The following is a 14301-nucleotide window of genomic DNA, read 5'->3' as shown; positions in this document are numbered from 1 at the left end:
CAGCACCCGCGTTGCCGAGCGGGGGTTCACCCGCACAGGAGACGGGCCCAGATCGGCGTTTTCGGCGCACAGGCGCACTCCGGTGCGCCGAGCACCGAAAACGTCGAGGTGGGCCCGTCTCCGAAGCGGGTGGGCCCCCGCTCTAGCGGGAGGCGAGGACCGCGCGGACGGCGATCCCGAGCGAGGTCGTCGGCCAGATGCCGAGGACCATCACGAGCACCGCGGACACCACCAGGGCCGCGTTGACGTAGCCCGAGCGCATCGGCCGCGCGATCGGAGCGCCGGGGGCCGGCTCGCGCATGTACATGTACACGAGCACCCGCAGGTAATAGTAGGCCGACAGCACGCTGTTGAGGAGCAGCGCCACGGACAGCGTGTACAGCTCCGCGCCCATCGCCGCCTTGACGATGTAGAGCTTGCCGAAGAAGCCCGCGGTCGGCGGCACGCCGGCCAGCGACAGCAGGAAGAGCGAGAACGCGAGCGCCGCCACCGGGTGCCGCTTGCCGATGCCGGCGAGGTCCTCGTAGCTCACCGCCTCGGCCCCACGGCTGCCGCAGAGGATGAGCGTGCCGAAGGCGCCGACCGTCGAGACCGTGTAGACGAGCAGGTAGAACATCACGCTCGCCTGCGCGTCCTCGCTCGCCCGCACCGTCGCCGCCACGCCCACGAGCAGGTACCCGGCGTGCGCGATGCTCGAGTACGCGAGCATCCGCTTCACCGACTCCTGCCGGCCCGCGATGAGGTTCGCGACCGTCATCGTGAGCAGCGCCATCACCGCCACGGCCGGCGGCCAGCCCGCGGCCCACGACGAGAGCGCCGGGCCACCGAACGCCCCGAGCAGCACCCGCAGGAGCGTCGCGAACGCCGCGCCCTTCACCGCCACCGCCATGAACGTCGTGGCCGGCGTCGGCGCGCCCTCGTACGCGTCCGGCGTCCACATGTGGAACGGCACCGCGCTCACCTTGAACGCGAGCCCGACGAGCACCAGAGCCGCACCGATGAGCAGCAGCGCCGGGTTCGGCGCCGCCGCCCCCTTCGCGCCCGCGATGACCTCGCCGATCCCCGCGAGGTCGGTGTGCCCCGTCGCCCCGTAGATCAGCGCGCCGCCGTACAGCAGCAGCGCCGCCGCGAACGAGCCGAGCAGGAAGTACTTGATCGCCGCCTCGGTGCTCCGCGGCGACGTCCGGCGGAACCCGGTCAGCGCGTACGCCCCGAGCGACATCGTCTCCAGGCCGAGGAAGAGCGTCAGCAGATCCCCCGCGCCGGCGAGGATGATCGCCCCGACCGTCGAGAAGGTCAGCAGCGGGTAGAACTCCCCGCGATCGAGCCGGTGCTCCGGGAGGTACCCCCCGGCGAGCAGCGCCGCCAGCGCGCCGCCCAGGCAGAGCACGAAGGAGAAGAACAGCGTGAACCGGTCCATGACCAGGTACGGGGCGAGCGAGTCGAACCCCTCCAGCGTCTCGGGGCCGACGAACCCGACCGCGCCCGAGAACACCGCCCCGGCGAGGAGCGTGATCGCGGTCCCGAGCGCCATGTCGGACGAGGGGCCGGAGCGGCGTTCGTGCGACTCCTCGCGGCGGTGCGAGAACGCCTCCGCGAGCATCAGCAGCGCGCCGCCGAGCGAGATGACGATGAGCGGCGATACCGCGATGTACGGTCCGAGGATCATCGCGCCGCCTCCCCCGCGCGCGCCGCGAGCGCGCCGCCCGCCGCCCGATCGCGCCGAGCCTGCTCGTCTTCACCCGCCCCCGCCGCGCCCTCGCCGGATCCCGGCGAGGGCGCCCCCTTCAGGAAGGCGGGGGAGAACGTGTCCTCGGGCAGCAGCTTCGCGTTCCGTTCGTCCGCGAAGAGGATCGCCTGCCCGGAGACGACCTTGAACTGGTTGTAAGTGGACAGGACCGACTCCTTCATCCGATCGAGGAAGATCGCAGGGAACAGGCCGATCACGAAGATCATGAGGACCAGGGGCGCGAGCGCGAGGGCCTCGCGGGGCGTCACGTCGGGCAGGTGCTTGTTCTTCGGGTTCGTGAGCGGCCCGAAGAACATCTTCTGCACCACGCTCAGCATGTAGACGGCGGCGAGGATGACGCCCGCCGCGGCGCCGATCGTGTGGATCCCGCTGAACGTCCCGAGGCGCTCGGAGGCGTAGGTCCCCATGATGATCATGAACTCGCCGATGAACCCGTTCGTGCCAGGCACGCCGACGGAGGCGAACGTCACGATCAGGAAGAGCGTCGCGTAGACCGGCATCACCTTGGCCAGGCCGCCGAACTCCGCGACCTCACGGGTGTGCCGGCGGTCGTAGATCACGCCGACGAGGAGGAAGAGCGCGCCGGTGGAGACGCCGTGGTTCACCATCTGGATCACCGCGCCCTGGATCCCGCTCGGCGTGACGCCGAAGAGCCCGAGCATCACGTAGCCCAGGTGGGCGACCGACGAGTACGCCACGAGGCGCTTCACGTCGGACTGCTTCCAGGCGACGAGCGCGCCGTAGATCACCCCGCCGAGGATCGCGATGCCGGCCAGGTTGGCCGCGAGGCTGGAGGCCGGCCCGGGGAAGAGGCCCATCGAGAAGCGCAGGTACGCGTACGTCCCGATCTTCAGCATCACCGCGGCCAGGATCACCGAGCCGCCGGTCGGCGCCTGCACGTGGGCGTCCGGCAGCCACGTGTGCACCGGCCACATCGGCACCTTGATGAAGAACGCGATCGAGAACGCCCAGAAGCAGAGCATCTGCGCGCCCCGGGGCAGCACCACGCGCGACAGCGCGAGGTAATCGAACGTGTAGGCGCCCGTGAGCTTCTGGTTCGCCCACACGAGGTACACGATGCCCGCGAGCATCAGCATCGAGCCCGCCATCGTGTAGACGAAGAGCTTGAGCGCCGCCTTGATCTTCTCGACGCCGCCCCAGATGCCGATCATCACGAACATCGGCACCAGCATCAGCTCCCAGAAGACGAAGAACAGGAACAGGTCGAGCGCGACGAACGCGCCGAGCATCGCCCCCTGCAGGAACAGGAGGCAGAAGCAGAGCTCCTTGATCCGGCTCTTGATCGAGCCGAACGACGCGTACGCCGCGATGGGCGCGATGAACGTCGTCAGCAGGACGAGCCAGAGGCTGATGCCGTCGATCGCGACGTGCCACCGGATGCCCAGCGACGGGATCCACTCCTTGATCGACTGGAAGTGCCAGCCCACGGTCATCGGCACGGTGAGCAGCCACAGCGACGCGAGGAAGCCCGCGCCGAGCACGGCCAGCGTGAAGCCCCGGAGCAGCGAGAGCAGCTGCCGCGGCACGAACAGCACCGCGACGGCGCCCACGAAGGGCAGCCCGATGAGCACGTTGAGCAGCGACGACCACTCGTCTGTCGCTCCCGCCGCTCCCGCCGCCTCCGCCGCGGCGCCGGACGGCCAGAGCCACTGCACGAAGAGCACCGTGAGCGCGGCGATGAGCCCGAGGCCGGCCCGCTGCCACGAGGTGTACCCCGCGGCGGCGTGGGCCTCGCCGTGCCCGTCGCCGTGGTGGTCGTCACCGTGGTCGCCGTGGTGATCGTCGCCGGCGTGGGCGCCGTCGGCGCCCTGCCCGTCGCCCGGCGGGAGGATCGCTCCCACGACGCCGGCAGCGAGCGCCGGCCAGTACTGCGTTACGAGGTCGAGCGCGCTCATTGCAGGCCTCTCGGCTGGATCAGGTCATGGATCTGCTCCGCCGGGGTCGCCCCCGGGGGCAGCGCGGGCACGTCCGAGCCCAGCATGGTGGTCGGGCCCGCGGGGGTCTTGCGGCTCGCCGGCCTGGAGAACGAGAAGGTCTCGGTCGCCTCGCGGTCGAACGCGTTGCGCACGCGGAGGACGACGTCCTTGGTCTCGCCGGGATCGAGCTTCACCGTGACGTCGGGCGCCTCGGAGAAGTCGCGCGCCGGCAGGCCGGGCGCCTCCCAGCGGTACCGGTAGCCGAGCCCCGGCGCCGCCGAGAGCCTCACCTCGCCGGACCGGCGCAGCTCCGCGTCGTCGACGTTCGCGTCCGCGTGCGGCTTGACGAGGAACCAGCCGACGCCGGCGAGGCCGACGACCATCGACGCGGCGTAGACCTGCACGCGGCCCGTCTGGAGCGCGCGCAGCACCGTGCCGAAGAACCCGACAAGCGCCGCGGAGAGCTTCGCGATGATGCCGTCGATGATCCACTTGTCGGCCATCGTGAAGATGTCGGCGATCGCGTCGACCATGCCCACCACCGTGGCGTTGTAGAGCTCGTCGATCCGCCACTTGTCGTAGATGAGCCGGTAGAGCCCCGGGAAGCTCTCGGCGAAGCGCCGCTCGGGCTCGCCGCGCTTGTTCCAGTACACGAGCATCGCCAGGAAGATGCCGGTGAAGCACGCCGCGACGCCGGGCAGCATCATCGGGAAGAGCAGCCCCTCCACCCCCTCGCGCGCCTTCACCGCCCGCTCCGTCAGCGAGAAGACCGGCTCGAGCAGGTGCGCGAGCGGCGCGAACGCGTGGTTGTGGGTGAGGTGCACGAGCGGCTCCGCCATGAGGAAGCCGGCGAAGACCGACAGCGCCCCGAGCACGATCAGCGGGATCGTCATCGGCAGCGGCGACTCGTGCGGCTCCGGGCCCTCGAGCTTCTCGCCGTGCGCGTGGTCGTGGTGGTCGTCGTGGTGGCCGTGCGGGTGCGGGTCCTTCCAGCCGCGCACGATCGTCCAGCCGCGGAACTCTCCGTGGAACGTCTGGAAGTACGCGCGGAACATGTAGAACGCGGTCATCGTCGCGGCGAGGATGCCGACCCAGTAGATCGCCGGGCCGAGCCACTCGGGCCACTGCCACACCGGCTGCCCGCGCGTCGACACCGACTCGATCCGGCTGGAGAAGGCGCGCCACAGGATCTCGTCCTTCGACCAGAACCCGGCGAACCCGGGGAAGCCCGCGATCGAGAGGCACGCGAAGAGGAAGGTCCAGCGCGTCAGCGGCATGTGGTTCTTGAGGCCGCCCATGTTGCGCATGTCCTGGGACTGGTCGGTGTCGTGGATGCGGGCGTGCATCGCGTGGATCACCGAGCCGGCGCCGAGGAAGAGGCAGGCCTTGAAGAAGGCGTGCGTGAGCACGTGGAAGAAGCCGGCGGCGAACGCGCCGACGCCCACGCCGATGAACATGAACCCGAGCTGGCTCACCGTGGAGTAGGCGAGCACCTTCTTCAGGTCGTTCTGGAAGAGCCCGATCGAGGCCGCGAACAGCGCCGTGGCCACGCCGGTCACCGCGACGACCGCCATCGCGAACGGCGACAGCACGAACACCGCCGAGAGCCGGGCCACGAGGTAGACGCCCGCGGTCACCATCGTCGCGGCGTGGATCAGGGCGGAGACCGGCGTCGGGCCGGCCATCGCGTCGGGCAGCCAGACGTAGAGCGGGATCTGCGCGCTCTTGCCGGCGCAGCCGAGGAACAGCGCGAGCGCGGTCAGCGTCCCCGCGTACACGAGCACCGGCTGCGACGGGATGAGGAAGCTCAGGAAGCCGGGCACGGTGTCGGCCGACATGTTGCCGATCGGCCAGATCTTCACCGCGGCGAGCAGGTTGCCCGCGTTCGCCGCGATGCCGTCGAAGTTCAGCGTGCCCGTGTAGTAGGCGAGCATCGCCATCGCCACGAGGAGGCCGAAGTCGCCGATGCGGTTCACGACGAACGCCTTCTTGCCTGCGCTCGCGTTCTTGTCGTCCTTGAACCAGAACCCGATCAGCAGGTAGCTGCACATGCCGACGCCCTCCCATCCCACGAAGAGGACGGCGAGGTTGTCGCCCATGATCAGCACGAGCATCGAGAAGATGAACAGGTTCAGGTACGCGAAGAACCGGTAGTACCCCGGGTCCTCGCGCATGTACGCGGACGAGTAGAGGTGGATGAGGAAGCCGACGCCGGTGATGACGAGGATCATCGTCCCGCTCAGGCCGTCGACGCTGAAGGCGACGTCGATCGGGATCGACTGGCCCATCCGGCCGGTGATCGAGAACCAGCGCCAGGCCGTCCAGGTGAGCTTGCCGCCCTCGTGGGGCAGCATCAGGAACGTCGTGACGGCCGCCAGGAAGGCGCCGCCGAGCGCGGCGAGCGCCATCAGCCGGACCGCGTCCTTGCCGAGGCGCTTGCCGAAGAGGCCGTTCACGAACGCGCCGAGCGCCGGCAGGCCGAGCACGACCGCGAGCAGCGCGAACTCGGACGCGGGGAATAAGACTCTCAGGGCTTCCACGCTAACTCCTCAGGAGATCGGCGTCGTCCGAGCGCATCGTCTTCCGGATGCGGTAGAACGCGAGCACGATCGCGAGACCGACTGCGGCTTCCGCCGCCGCGATGGCGATGACGAAGAAGGTGAAGATCTGCCCGGCGTGATCGTGCGGGTGCACCCGGTTGTACGCGACGAGCGTGAGGTTCACGGCGTTGAGCATCAGCTCGATGCTCATCAGGAGGACGATGAGGTTCCTGCGCAGCAGGAAACCCATCGACCCGATCAGGAACAGCACCGCCGCGACGACGAGGTAGTACTCGATGGGGACGGAGATCATCAGTGCGGCTCCTTCGCCGACAGGGTGGCGTGTCCCGCGAGGGCGCCCGGCTGCGCGGCCCCCTGCTCGCCCGGCTCGGGCGACGCGGTGTCCGGGCCCTCGCCGGCGGGCAGCAGCGTCGGGTCGACCTGCTTGCCGCGGGCGACGGCGACGGCGCCGATCACGGCGACGAGGAGCAGCGCGCCCGAGAGCTCGAACGGCACGATCCCCTTCGTGAACAGCTCGTGCCCGAGCGCCTCGATGGTCCCGAGCGACTCGGGGGCGGCCGGGACGGCCACGACCCCCGGCTTCGACGCGCTCGCGACCAGGGCGAGCGCGCCGATGCTGCTCGCCCCGAGGACGCCGGCGCCCACGTAGCGCGGCACCGCGGTGCGGGCGTCGCGCGGCGACGTCGCCGACGGGCCGAGGAGCATGATCACGAAGAGGAAGAGGATGACGACCGCGCCCGCGTACACGAGGATCTGGATCGCGGCGAGGAACTCCGCCGAGAGCATCAGGTAGAGCCCCGCGATGCCGACGATCGACGTGAGCAGGCCCATCGCGCCGCGGATCGGGTTCCTGGCCGCGACCGTGGCCAGGCCGCCGAGCAGGACGAGCAGCGACGCCAGCCCGAAGAAGGCGAACTCGAAGATTTTCACGGCGTGAGCACCCCTGTCGACGAGCGGCCCTTGGTCTGGATGTACGCCTCGAACTCCTTGCGGAACTTCCGGAGGAAGCCGAGCGCGGGCATCGCCGTGCCCTCGCCGAAGGCGCAGATGGTGTTGCCCATGATGTTGTCGGCGATCTCGTGCAGCCGATCGAGCTCCTCGATCGTCCCCTCGCCGTGCACGATGCGATCGAGGATCCGGTGGATCCAGGCGCTGCCCTCGCGGCACGGCGTGCACTGGCCGCACGACTCGTGGCGGTAGAAGCGCATCAGGTTGTGCATCGCGAGGACGGGGCACGCCTTGTCGCTGAGCACGATGGCGCAGCAGGTCCCGAGCATCGTCCCGAGCGCGCGGAACGTGTCCACGCCGAGCGGCACGTCGAGCACGCTCTGGCCGTGCCACGGGTGGAGCGGCGACTTGTCGCTCGGCGCGTTGACGACCTCGTCGGCGCGCAGGATCGGGCACGACGAGCCGCCCGGGATGACCCCGAGGAGCTTGCCGTGCTTCACGCCGCCGCCGTACTCGTAGATGAGGTCGCGGAGCGTGACCCCGACGGCCGCCTCGAAGATCCCGGGGTTGTTCACGTGGCCGCTCACGCCGAAGAGCCGGCAGCCGCCGTCCTTCAGGTGGTGCAGCGAGGAGAGCTTCGAGAAGTTCTCCCCCCCGAGCTCGAGCGCCGTGGGCACGGCCGCGATCGTCTCCAGGTTGTTCACGGTCGTCGGCATCCCGAACGCGCCGAACTGGGCGGGGAACGGCGGCTTGAGCCGCGGCTCGCCGCGCTTGCCCTCGAGCGAGTTGAGCAGCGACGTCTCCTCGCCGCAGATGTACGCGCCGGCGCCGGTGTGGACGTAGACCTCGACGGGGTAGTCGATCCCGAACGGGCGCTTGCCGAGGTAGCCCTTCGCGCGCGCCTCCTCGATGGCCCCCCAGAGCCGCGCCTTCGAGAGGTGCAGCTCGTCGCGCACGTAGATGTACGCGGCGTGGGCGCCGATCCCGAAGCACCCGATGATGCACCCCTCGACGACGGCGTGAGGGTTCTTCTCCATCAGGGTGCGGTCCTTGAAGGTGCCGGGCTCGCCCTCGTCCGCGTTGATGACGAGGTAGTGCGGCCGCTCGGGCTTCGGGGGCCACGGCATGAAGCTCCACTTCACGCCCATCGCGAAGCCGGCGCCGCCGCGGCCGCGGATGTTCGCCGCCTTCATCTCCTCGACGAGCGCCTCGCGCGTCATCCCGAGGGCGCGCTTCGCCTGCTGGTAGCCGCCGCCCTTCTCGTAGACGGACAGCTTGTGGCCGTCGGGCGTGTCGTAGTTCTTGGTCAGATAGCGCGTCAGCCGGAGCATCTCGTCACCTCGTCAACCGATCGAGGATCGCGTCCACCTTCTCGAGCGTGAGGCCCTCGTGGTAGTCGCGATCGACCTGCATCATCGGGGCGGTGCCGCACGAGGCGAGGCACTCTGCTGTGCGCAGCGTGATCTTCCCGTCCTTCGTGGTCTCGCCGGCGTGGATCCCGAGCCGCTTCTCGCAGTGGTGGAGCACCTGGTCCGCGCCGTTCAGCGCGCAGCTCAGCGTCCGGCAGACCCAGACCTGGTGCTTGCCGACGGGCTCCTTGTTGAAGAGCGTGTAGAAGGTCGCGACCCCCTGGACGTGCGCCGCCGAGAGGCCGAGCTGCTCGGCGACCCAGCGGAGCACCCGCTCGGAGACCCACCCCTCCTGTTCCTGGCAGAGGTGGAGCGCGGGGATGCACGCGGCCTGGCGGTTCGGGTAGCGCGCGAGGATCTTCTCGAACTCGGTTCGCCGCTCGGCGGTCAGAGCAAATTGTTCGGTCATGTCGGCTGTTGGCACGGTCCGCTGGCTCCCTGGGCGCGCCGCGCTCGCGGCGTGCCCGCTTCCACATGCAGTCGGGACCCCGCAACGCGGGCCCCTGTCAGCGAGGGTCCGCCCGGCAGACCGGGCGCACCCTCGTGCGCCTCCGATCTGGAGGCGCCTGCCGGAGGCGGACAGCCCCGCGCACCGGCGGCCGGGCATTCGGTTGTCCGTCGTACGGAGCCGTCCCGAGGCGCGGGCACGCTAGTGAGCGACGGTGGTCACTGTCAAGGCGCGCCGGGGGGAAACATAAAGCGGACCACACAAAGCCTGCCGCTGCCCAGAAACCGGACGGCTCCCCGCGAGGTGCCCGTGCTCGTAGACGTCGACGTAGACGCGGCCCCCCGCCACGACCCGCCCCCGCCCCTGCCTGGAGCACGTGGCCACGCGGTACTCCCTGGGTTTTCTGACGAAGACCGCGTAGCCTGCCGAGAAGTCCGCAGCGTTCTTCGTCTTTCACTTGAGAACCGGAACGCGCTTCAACTACCCTCGGCGCCGATTATGACGCGCAGGGGCGCGGACATCCGTAGCAGCGAATCCCCCGCCGGAGGTGGTGCGTGTTCTGTCCGAATTGTGGGACGCAAAACTCGGAAACGGCGTCCACGTGCACGAAGTGCGGCTACAACCTGAAGAGCGCAGCCGCGCCGAAGTTCAAAGGCACCATGCTGATGAGTCAGCCGTCCTCCGGGGCGGGCGCGGCGGGTCCGCGCGCGCCGGGGGCGCCTCCGCCTCCGGCGCCTCCTGCCGGAGCGCCGCCGGGCATGGCCGCGATCCCGAGCCCACCGCAGGGCCTCGCCGGCACGGTGGTCGGCGTCCCGCCGGCGGGGCTCGGCGCTTCGGCGGGGCCTCCCCCTGCCCCGCCGCCTCCCGGGATGGGCTACGGCTCGCCGTCCCCCGGCGGGCAGCAGCCGTCTGGCCCGGCCTTCGGCGGCGCGGCCGCGAGCCCGTCCGGCGGCTATGCGCCGTTCGGCCAGCAGCCCCAGGGCGTGAACCCGCTCGGCGGCACCATGGCGATCGACCAGATGCCCGGGTACGGCGCCCCGGGCCAGCCGCCCGGCGGCATGGGCGGGGCCGCGGGCGCGCCGCCCGGCGCGTTTCCTCCGCCCGGCGGCTACGGCCAGCCTCCTCAGGGCGGCTACGGCCAGCCCCCTCAGGGCGGCCCGGGCGGGAATCCTTTCGGGCCGCCCCCGGGTCAGGACCCGATGGGCGGCCCCGGCGGCGCGCCTCCCGGCTACGGGCAGCCGCCCGGTTACGGGCAGCCGCCTGGTTACGGGCAGCCGCCCGGCTACGGGCAGCCTCCTGGCGGCGCGTCTCCCGGTTACGGGCAGCCTCCGCAGCACGGCGCCAGCGGGTACGGGCCGCCTCCGGGCCAGGACCCGATGGGCGGCGGCTACGGCAGCCCCCCGGGCGGCAGCTACGGCAGCCCTCCGGGCGGCGGCTACGGCGGGTCGCCCGGCGGCAGCTACGGCAGCCCTCCGGGCGGCGGCTACGGCGGGTCGCCCGGCGGCAGCTACGGCAGCCCTCCGGGCGTGAGCGATCCCGGCTACGGCGGGTCGCCCGGCGGCGCCCAGATGTCGGCGCCCGGCCAGTTCGGCCAGGCGGCCAGCAACCTGGGCGTGTACGGCGGCGGCGGCTCGATGGCCCCGGGCGCGAAGGGTGAGATCCGCAATCCGGTCACGGTGTGCGTGATCGGGATGGTCTGCTTCCTCTACGCCCTCTGGCAGATGTGGGCGATGCTGAACGAGCTCCAGCAGGCGACGAAGGACCCCGAGTTCAAGCCCTGGTACCTCTTCGTCCCGTTCCTCAACTACTACTTCCTCTGGGTGAAGGTGCCGGAGCAGGTGACCCGGGCCAAGCAGATGGCCGGCTCGCGCAACCAGCAGGCCGAGGGCATCGTGCTCTACGTCTTCCTCCCGCTCTACGCCCTCGCGAAGGACCTCAACGAGGTCTGGGACCCGAACGCCGCCTGACCCGCGCCGCGGTCCTCCGCCGTGTCGCCGTCCAGCTCGACCGAAGCCCGTTCGCCCGCTCCGTCGGCCCTGTCCCGATGGAGCGCGGCGCACGTGCGCGGCCGCGCGGCGCGACTCGGCACCGTGGCGGCGGTGCTCGGGCTCCTCGTCGCGTGCGGCGCCCCGCTCTGCCCGTTCGCGATCGTCACCCGCCACCCCTGCCCCGGCTGCGGGCTCACGCGCGCGACGCTCGCCCTCGCGCAGGGCCACCTGGCCGACGCGCTGCGCCTCCACCCGCTCTCCCCGGTCATGGCGCCGCTCGTGATCGCCGCGCTCGCGTACAACGCGGCGATCTACGTGAAGGACGGCCGCATCGCGGCCGCCGAGGGGGTGCAGGGCGCGTGGGTCACGCGGCTCGGCATCGCGCTGGCGGTCCTGATGCTCGCCGTCTGGATCGCGCGCTTCCTCGGCGCGTTCGGCGGCCCCGTCCCGGTCTAGAGCGTCGCCCCCTGCAGCACAGAGCGACGGTCACCCGCACAGGAGACGGGTCCAGATCGGCGTTTTCGGCGCGGAAGCGCACTCCAGTGCGCTGAGCACCGAAAACGTCGAGATGGGCCCGTATCCGAAGCGGATCAACAGCCGCGGACGCGGAGCGCTTCGCCGCGGCGCCGCGACACGGGGCGCAGGGCACGCACGGCGTGGGCGCCGCGCCGGGGCCAGCCGCGCTCCGAGCGCGCGAGCGGGGCGCCCGCGGGCACGCCGACGCGCAGCAGCACCTCGTAAGCGCGCTCCAGATCGCTGCCGATCACGTCGAGCTGCTCGTCCGTCAGGCCCCGCTTCGCCTTGGGGAACAGGATGTCCTCCTCCTCGTCGGCGTGGTGGGCGAAAATGTCCCGCAGCAGCCGCAGGCGCGCCTCGAAGCGCACATCGGTCACGCGCGTGCGCAGCAGGTTGTCCGCCGCGAAGCGCGCGAGGCCGTGCTTCTCGTACGCGTCGTGGAGCGGCTTCCTGTCGCCGGCCATCCGCTCGGCACACACCGGGTAGAGGTACGTCTCCTCGATGCGTACGTGCGCGTCGATCATCCGGGAGAGCTGCGCGACCATCGCCGTCCGGAGGCCCGGGCTGGGCTCGGCGGCGATGCGCGCCATCAGGGCGCTGACTTCGAGATGCTGCTGCTCCAAGAGATCGAGTGCGTCCATGGGGTTCCCCTCGCGTGAAGCTCACCGCCCCGCGCCGCCGCGCTTGAGCAGCGCGTGCACAGCCCCGGATCGCGGTGCCGGGCGGCGCGGTGCAGGCGGCACCGTCGTGGCAAGGAGCGGGCCGGCGCCGGGGCGCGCGGAGCGCTGCCTTGGCTACACCGGCACGCCGGAGAGGGCGTCGCGCATCGCCGAGGCGCTGGGGAAGCGGCGGTCGGGGTGCTTGGACAGGGCCCGCGAGAGCACCTCGTCGAGCACGCGCGGGACATCACGGCGCTCCCGCCGGAGGGGCACGGGCGCGGACCGCACGATCGCGACGAGCACGTCGAGATCGCCCCGGCCCCGGAAGGGGAGCTTGCCCGAGAGGGCGTAGTAGATGAGCAGCGCGGCCGCGAACAGGTCGCTCCGCTCGGTGATCGCGCGGCTCCGCATCGCCTGCTCCGGCGACATGAAGAGCAGCGTGCCGACGAGCGACCCGGGGCTGTCCGGCGTCACGCCGTCGCCCGTGTCGACGCCGGGCTCGTGCGCGAAGCCGAGATCGATGAGCTTGACCGTCGTCGCGCCCTCCCCTGCCCCGGCGCCCCGCGCCCCGGGGACGAGCAGGATGTTGCCGGGCTGGAGGTCGCGGTGGACGACCTTCGCCGCGTGCATCGCCGCGAGGCCGGCGAGGATCTGGTCCGCGAGGGCGAGCGCGCGGCCGATCGGCAAGGGGCCGCGCTGCCGGACCTCCTCGCTCAGCGTCACGCCGTCGAAGAGCGGCATCACGAAGAACGGCCGCCCGTCCTCGAGGCGCCCCTCGCCGAGCACGGGGCAGACGTTCGGGTGGTCGATGCGGCGGGCGAGCCGCACCTCGCGGGCGAACCGGCTCTCGATCCCGGCGTCCCCCGCGTGCACGCGCCGGAGCGCCTTGAGGGCGACCGGCTCCCCCGTCGCGGCGCGGCGGGCCGCGTACACAGCGCCCATCCCCCCCTCGGCGATGAGCCGCTCGATGTGCAGTCCGTGCTCTGTACGACCGACGAGCGGGTCGACGGCCAGCCGCCCACACGCCGGGGCCCCCGTGGTGATCCCGCCTACCGCCCCGGCGCCACGCCCCGGCGGGAGCCCCTTCGGCGCCCCCCGCTCGCGGCCCGCGTGGCGGACGATCCCGGAACGAGGCGGCAGCCGTCGCTCCTCGGCTGGAGCGCGGCCCGGGTCGGCAGGGTCAGGCAGCGCCTCAGCGATCACGGACCTCTCCCTGGCCAAACCGGAGGAGCAACGCAGTTGGGAGCCAGGATCCACGTAGAGAACCTCGTCAGAAATTACCTGACGAGTGTCCATGGACCAGGCCCGCCAAGCAAGCGGATTGGGTGCCGAAACGACCAACGACGTGTGGGTGCACCTCCGGCTTATGTCCCGTTTCTACTCAGTTTTTGCCCGGACGAAGCGAACCGCCCAAGGCGTTTCCGGACGGTCGGGAAAATCCTGAAAGAAATTGCGTCCCGATCCCCGTTACCTTCGCGGCGCACTCCTCACTACATGCCGGGGGCGACGACGTGGCGAAGCGTCTTGATCTCATTCTCGTGATCGACGTGGAAGCGACCTGCTGGGACGGCGACCCGCCGCCGGGCGAGGAGAACGAGATCATCGAGATCGGCGTGTGCCCGCTGGAGGTCGCCTCGTGCCGGCGCCGGGAGCGGCGCTCGATCCTGGTGCGCCCGGAGCGCTCGCGCGTGAGCCCGTTCTGTACGGCGCTCACGACGCTGACGCAGGCGGATGTCGACGCGGGCGTGTCGTTCAGGGAGGCGTGCGCGACGCTCCGGAGCGAGCTCAAGGCGCAGGATCGCCTCTGGGCGAGCTACGGCGACTACGACCGGCGCATGTTCGAGCGGCAGTGCCAGTCGCGCGGCGTGCCGCTCCCGTTCGGGCCGAGCCACCTCAACGTGAAGAGCCTCTTCGCGGTGACGCACGCGCTGTCGCGGGAGGTGGGGATGGCCGAGGCCCTGGAGCGCGCCGGCCTGCCGCTCGCGGGCACGCACCACCGGGGCATCGACGACGCCCACAACATCGCGGGCCTGCTCGCGCACCTCCTGCTGGCCGCGCGGCGGTGACGCCGGCGGCGCCGGCGAC

General features: G+C 71.3%; 12 protein-coding genes. 3 read left to right on the top strand and 9 right to left on the bottom strand.

Translation table 11 applies throughout. The features are described 5' to 3' along the window. Window positions 1-142 precede the first annotated feature (142 nt). The 7 genes from ACSRUE_RS27080 to nuoE are packed head-to-tail and all read right to left on the bottom strand — an operon-like array spanning window position 143 to window position 9014. Window positions 143-1669, bottom strand: a complete 1527-nt coding sequence (locus tag ACSRUE_RS27080; RefSeq protein ID WP_441286107.1) for an NADH-quinone oxidoreductase subunit N — start codon at window positions 1667-1669, stop codon at window positions 143-145. Then, on the bottom strand, window positions 1666-3666 hold the full coding sequence (locus ACSRUE_RS27075) for a complex I subunit 4 family protein (RefSeq protein WP_441286106.1): 2001 nt from the start codon (window positions 3664-3666) through the stop codon (window positions 1666-1668). Before ACSRUE_RS27075 ends, ACSRUE_RS27080 begins: the two co-directional genes overlap by 4 nt. After that, window positions 3663-6227: an NADH-quinone oxidoreductase subunit L gene (gene nuoL, locus ACSRUE_RS27070; protein ID WP_441286105.1), complete on the bottom strand. Its 2565-nt coding sequence runs from the start codon at window positions 6225-6227 to the stop codon at window positions 3663-3665. Before nuoL ends, ACSRUE_RS27075 begins: the two co-directional genes overlap by 4 nt. Window position 6228: 1 nt before the next feature. Continuing rightward, on the bottom strand, window positions 6229-6540 hold the full coding sequence (gene nuoK, locus ACSRUE_RS27065; protein ID WP_441286104.1) for an NADH-quinone oxidoreductase subunit NuoK: 312 nt from the start codon (window positions 6538-6540) through the stop codon (window positions 6229-6231). Further along, complete coding sequence (locus tag ACSRUE_RS27060) at window positions 6540-7178, bottom strand: NADH-quinone oxidoreductase subunit J family protein (RefSeq protein WP_441286103.1); 639 nt, start codon at window positions 7176-7178, stop codon at window positions 6540-6542. The genes nuoK and ACSRUE_RS27060 overlap by 1 nt, the downstream gene beginning before the upstream one ends. Next, complete coding sequence (gene nuoF / locus ACSRUE_RS27055) at window positions 7175-8527, bottom strand: NADH-quinone oxidoreductase subunit NuoF (RefSeq protein WP_441286102.1); 1353 nt, start codon at window positions 8525-8527, stop codon at window positions 7175-7177. Before nuoF ends, ACSRUE_RS27060 begins: the two co-directional genes overlap by 4 nt. Before the next feature lie 4 nt (window positions 8528-8531). Further along, window positions 8532-9014 (bottom strand): NADH-quinone oxidoreductase subunit NuoE, encoded by a 483-nt coding sequence (gene nuoE, locus ACSRUE_RS27050; RefSeq protein WP_441286101.1) that lies wholly within the window; start codon window positions 9012-9014, stop codon window positions 8532-8534. Between the two features lie 704 nt (window positions 9015-9718). Here nuoE and ACSRUE_RS27045 point away from each other — a divergent pair. Continuing rightward, window positions 9719-11020 carry a hypothetical protein gene (locus ACSRUE_RS27045; protein WP_441293202.1) on the top strand — a complete coding sequence of 434 codons (1302 nt, stop codon included), beginning with the start codon at window positions 9719-9721 and terminating at the stop codon, window positions 11018-11020. A gap of 93 nt (window positions 11021-11113) precedes the next feature. Then, window positions 11114-11497 carry a DUF2752 domain-containing protein gene (locus ACSRUE_RS27040; RefSeq protein WP_441286100.1) on the top strand — a complete coding sequence of 128 codons (384 nt, stop codon included), beginning with the start codon at window positions 11114-11116 and terminating at the stop codon, window positions 11495-11497. Window positions 11498-11631: 134 nt separating this feature from the next. Here ACSRUE_RS27040 and ACSRUE_RS27035 read toward each other — a convergent pair whose 3' ends face one another. Next, window positions 11632-12198, bottom strand: a complete 567-nt coding sequence (locus ACSRUE_RS27035) for a hemerythrin domain-containing protein (protein WP_437767068.1) — start codon at window positions 12196-12198, stop codon at window positions 11632-11634. A 153-nt stretch (window positions 12199-12351) separates the two neighbouring features. After that, window positions 12352-13419: a serine/threonine-protein kinase gene (locus ACSRUE_RS27030; protein WP_441286099.1), complete on the bottom strand. Its 1068-nt coding sequence runs from the start codon at window positions 13417-13419 to the stop codon at window positions 12352-12354. 308 nt (window positions 13420-13727) lie between these two features. Here ACSRUE_RS27030 and ACSRUE_RS27025 point away from each other — a divergent pair, with 308 nt between their 5' ends. Continuing rightward, complete coding sequence (locus ACSRUE_RS27025) at window positions 13728-14282, top strand: exonuclease domain-containing protein (protein WP_437767066.1); 555 nt, start codon at window positions 13728-13730, stop codon at window positions 14280-14282. Window positions 14283-14301 lie beyond the last annotated feature (19 nt).

Origin of the sequence: Sorangium sp. KYC3313, assembly GCF_052075895.1 — a bacterium.
GTDB classification, from domain to species: Bacteria; Myxococcota_A; Polyangia; order Polyangiales; family Polyangiaceae; genus Sorangium; species Sorangium cellulosum_B.
This window is presented reverse-complemented; position numbering and strand designations above follow the sequence as displayed.

Bases quoted from the DNA above. Each gene is read 5' to 3' on its own strand.
- nuoK (WP_441286104.1), bottom strand. From the start codon at position 6,540: ATGATCTCCGTCCCCATCGAGTACTACCTCGTCGTCGCGGCGGTGCTG.
- ACSRUE_RS27045 (WP_441293202.1), top strand. From the start codon at position 9,719: ATGAGTCAGCCGTCCTCCGGGGCGGGCGCGGCGGGTCCGCGCGCGCCG.
- ACSRUE_RS27080 (WP_441286107.1), bottom strand. From the start codon at position 1,669: ATGATCCTCGGACCGTACATCGCGGTATCGCCGCTCATCGTCATCTCG.
- nuoF (WP_441286102.1), bottom strand. From the start codon at position 8,527: ATGCTCCGGCTGACGCGCTATCTGACCAAGAACTACGACACGCCCGAC.
- ACSRUE_RS27035 (WP_437767068.1), bottom strand. From the start codon at position 12,198: ATGGACGCACTCGATCTCTTGGAGCAGCAGCATCTCGAAGTCAGCGCC.
- nuoE (WP_441286101.1), bottom strand. From the start codon at position 9,014: ATGACCGAACAATTTGCTCTGACCGCCGAGCGGCGAACCGAGTTCGAG.
- ACSRUE_RS27075 (WP_441286106.1), bottom strand. From the start codon at position 3,666: ATGAGCGCGCTCGACCTCGTAACGCAGTACTGGCCGGCGCTCGCTGCC.